Origin of the sequence: Streptomyces sp. NPDC059003 (assembly GCF_042740445.1) — a bacterium.
GTDB lineage: Bacteria > Actinomycetota > Actinomycetes > Streptomycetales > Streptomycetaceae > Streptomyces.
Genome location: NZ_JBHYJH010000372.1, coordinates 1 through 3,617 on the forward strand (window position 1 = coordinate 1; position 3,617 = coordinate 3,617).

General features: G+C 66.5%; 2 protein-coding genes and 1 pseudogene. 1 reads left to right on the forward strand and 2 read right to left on the reverse strand.

Going from position 1 to position 3,617, the window contains the following annotated elements; all coding sequences use genetic code 11:
• Window positions 1-15: 15 nt before the first annotated feature.
• Window positions 16-1,179, forward strand: a complete 1,164-nt coding sequence (locus tag ACFWZ5_RS45570) for an IS256 family transposase (RefSeq protein ID WP_384893114.1) — start codon at window positions 16-18, stop codon at window positions 1,177-1,179.
• A 1,045-nt stretch (window positions 1,180-2,224) separates the two neighbouring features.
• Here ACFWZ5_RS45570 and ACFWZ5_RS45575 read toward each other — a convergent pair.
• Together ACFWZ5_RS45575 and ACFWZ5_RS45580 are read right to left on the reverse strand one after the other, a co-directional pair.
• Entirely contained in the window at window positions 2,225-3,115 is an 891-nt protein-coding gene (locus tag ACFWZ5_RS45575; RefSeq protein ID WP_384893111.1) for a polyprenyl synthetase family protein, read from the reverse strand.
• A 178-nt stretch (window positions 3,116-3,293) separates the two neighbouring features.
• Window positions 3,294-3,617, reverse strand: a pseudogene (locus ACFWZ5_RS45580) (hypothetical protein); the annotation flags it as partial.

Consider the following 3,617-nt stretch of genomic DNA (forward strand, 5'->3'; position numbering starts at 1 on the left):
GTGAAGCCCGCCGGAGTGCCGGGCGCTCTGGACGACCAGCTGACCGGCCAGCTGATGGACCGGGCGAAGGCCGACGGGATCAAACTGACCGGCCAGGGCGGGCTGCTGCAGCAGCTGACGAAGAAGATCCTCGAGTCCGCCCTCGAGGGTGAGATCACTGACCGTCTCGGCCACGAGAAGCATGAGAAGGCCGCCGGCGGCAACACCCGCGACGGCAGCTTCGAGCCGCAGATCGTCAAGAAGCGGCAGCGCCGGCTGACCGGCGCCGACGAGATGGTGCTGTCCCTGTCCGCCCGCGGGCTCACCCACGGCGAGATATCCGCCCACCTCGCGGAGGTCTATGGAGCCGAGGTCTCCAAGACTACGATCTCCACGATCACCGACAAGGTGATCGACGGCATGCACGAATGGCAGAGCCGGCCGCTCGATTCGGTCTATCCGGTCCTGTTCATCGACTGCGTGCACGTGAAGCTGAGGGATGGCCAGGTCGCGAACCGACCGATCTATGTCGTGCTGGCGGTCACGGTCGAGGGCACCCGGGAGATCTTGGGGCTGTGGGCCGGAGACGGCGGCGAGGGGGCGAAATACTGGCTCCAGGTGCTGACGGAGATCAAGAATCGCGGGGTGTCCGACGTCTGCATGGTCGTCTGCGATGGTCTCAAGGGCCTCCCGGACGCCATCGGGACCGTCTGGCCCCAGGCCATCACGCAAACCTGTGTAGTTCACCTGCTGAGGGCGTCGTTCCGCTACGCGGCCCGGCAGGACTGGGACAAGGTCTCGAAGGCACTCAAGCCCGTCTACACCGCCCCGACCCAGGACGTCGCCGAGGAGAAGTTCCTCGAGTTCGGTGACGCCTGGGGCAAGAAGTATCCCGCGATTGTGAGGCTGTGGGAGAACGCCTGGGCCGAGCTCGTCCCCTTCCTCCAATCTGACACCGAAATAAGGCGAGTTGTGTGCACCACCAACGCCATCGAGTCGGTGAACGCGCGCATCCGCAAGGCCGTCCGCGCCCGCGGGCACTTCCCGAACGAGCAGGCCGCCATCAAGTGCGTCTACATGGCCGTCATGAACCTCGACCCCACCGGGCAGGGCCGCAAACGCTGGTCACAACGCTGGAAAGCCGCTCTGAACGCCTTCGAGATCACCTTCGACGGCCGACTCTCCGCTGCCCGCCGCTGAACCTCTAACAACTCCAGAACCACCGTTAACTTTACGGACCCGCTCAGTGATCGGTGGCGGGCGAACCGGTTTCCAGACTGGCCAGACTGGACTGGCCTGTGTAGTAGGGCTTTCCACTACGCAGGATCGTGAGCTGCAGGTTTCCCGAGAGATGCTGGGTGGAGTAGCCGAGCTGGTGGGGCGTGAGGAGGGGGATGGGAAGTTTGGACGGTGGGCTCTGTCCCGCATCCCCCTCCAGCTGAACGGTGTAGTGGTGGTTCCGCGCGTGGATGGATGGTCCATCGTCCGTCTCGCACGCCGCCCCGCACGATCCCGGCAGGGGGGATGATGCTGATCATCTCGGTTCCGGTGCTGATCACCAGACCACTGACGGGCACGGTTGCTCGGCCGCGGCCGAGCAACCCGCCGGCAAAGGCGACGCAGACGTCCTGACGGTCGAAGCCGTGGGCTTGACCCCACCACCAGGCACGAGGGAAGCCGCGGTGGCAGCCCCCGAGGTCCCAGGTCTCCCTGCCCAGGCGTGCGGTTCCGTGGACCTTGGCATCGAAAAGGTACGGGTGCCAGTAGTGGTTGAGGCCCGGGACGACGGAGAAGATCCCGCTTCCGTGGAAGGCACGGCGTGGTCTGGGGCGGAGGCCCTCGATCGTGCAGTCAATGCGCAGGCCGTCAGCAAGGCATACGTTGAGGGTTGCGGGGGCACCGTAATCGAAGCGGAGGGCCCCGGGGACGTGGATGCGGGGACGCTCGTCGTCGGCCAGGGCGCCGTCGACACTTGTTGACCGGACCAGTCCGAGGGGCTCGGCAGCCACGACGACGGTGCCCCACGGCTGGCGGGGGTGGTGGTTGACACCGCAGGCGATGAGGAGAATCCGTTCACGGCGCGTGTCGGTGAGGCGCCACAGGTAGCCCTCCATCAGCGCCCGATGGGAAGGGAGAGGATCGCCCCAGGGCAGGTCCGCGCCTGTTTGGCGCCATTGGTGGCGCATCCATAGCCCGGTCGTCCTGGTGGTGACCCATGCTCGTGCCCCGATGCCCGGCTGGCCGCTCACCTGTCGCGTCTCGTCATGTAGAGTGCCATGGCGTGGAGCTCGTCCCGAGCTGCGGCGGAGATGGGCAGGGCCGCCAGGCATTGGACGGCTGCGGTCATATGATGCTCGGCCTGCGCCTCAGCGGCGCTTCGTCCGCTGGCTTCTTCCAGGAGATCGAGAGCCTCCGGAAGATCATCGGCGGCAGGACCTTCCTCGCTGTGCGAGAGCAGCTCCAAGAGACGTCCGGCTGCCGGAGTTCCGGACGCAAGGGCGGTGATGATCGGCAGGGTCTTGCGTGCTTCCAACAGGTCACTTCCAACCGGCTTTCCGGCGGTTTCGGGTTTCCCCCAGAGCCCGATCACATCGTCGGTGCACTGGAAGGCGACCCCGAGGTGGCGCCCGTAGGCAGCGAAGCGCGCCACCTGACGTGGGGTGCCCCCCCCCCCCGCGAGGACTGCGCCAATGGCGGCGGAGCAGGCGATGAGCGCCCCCGTCTTAGCTCCCGCCGCCTGCCGGTACTCTTCCGGAGTCACCGCGGTTGGTCCGCTCCATGGGCGATGGGGGAACCCCATGTCGTGGGCCTGGCCGTGCAGGGTTGCGATCATGGCTCGCGTCAGCAGCCCTACGGCCGTCCGGGCTCGCGCGGTACCCGGGTCAAGCAAGGTGTCGATGGCGAGAATGTGCAAGCCGTCGCCAGTCAGGAGGGCAGGGCCGATGCCGAACTTCTTCCACAGCGTGTGGCGATTTCGACGGAAGGAGTCCCGGTCGATGATGTCGTCGTGGACCAGGGCGAAGTTGTGGACGAGCTCGATGGCCACCGCACCAGGAGTGGCCTGCTGCGGGAAACCGCCGAGGGCCTCGGCGGAGAGGTAGACAAGAGCGGGCCGGACGGCCTTGCCGTTGTTCACCTCTGCGGACGTGCCACCCGGCTCGTCGCACCAGCCGAAGTGGTCATTCGCGACAGGTGGTTCGGGAGACGGCCCACCGCGGCGCGCAATGCCGGCTCCATCAGTCGCCGGGCGCGGTCGCAGGCCACCCGGGCCTGGCGATGAGCCGTACTGTTGGGGTCTATCGCTATGGCAGTCATCAAGCACCGTTTCTACCTCGGGTGGCGCGGGCGGTCTTCCCCAGCCACAGGGTGAACAGGAGGATGGTCGCTCCGGCGATGACGGTCCACAGGACCGGCGCCGGACGGTTGTCGAGCATGAGATCGGAGAGAAGGCCGATCATGGTCAGACAGGTGGTGAGAGGCAGCTGCATCGAGGACCAGAAGGTGACAGCATTGGCCTTGACGGGGTCGGCCATCGCGTCGGTGTACAGACTGCGCGCCACGAAGACCGCGACCGGTGCCACAGCTAGGGACTGTGTCAGGTTGTGATCGTCCTTGGGTTCCGGGCCCGAGAGTGCATG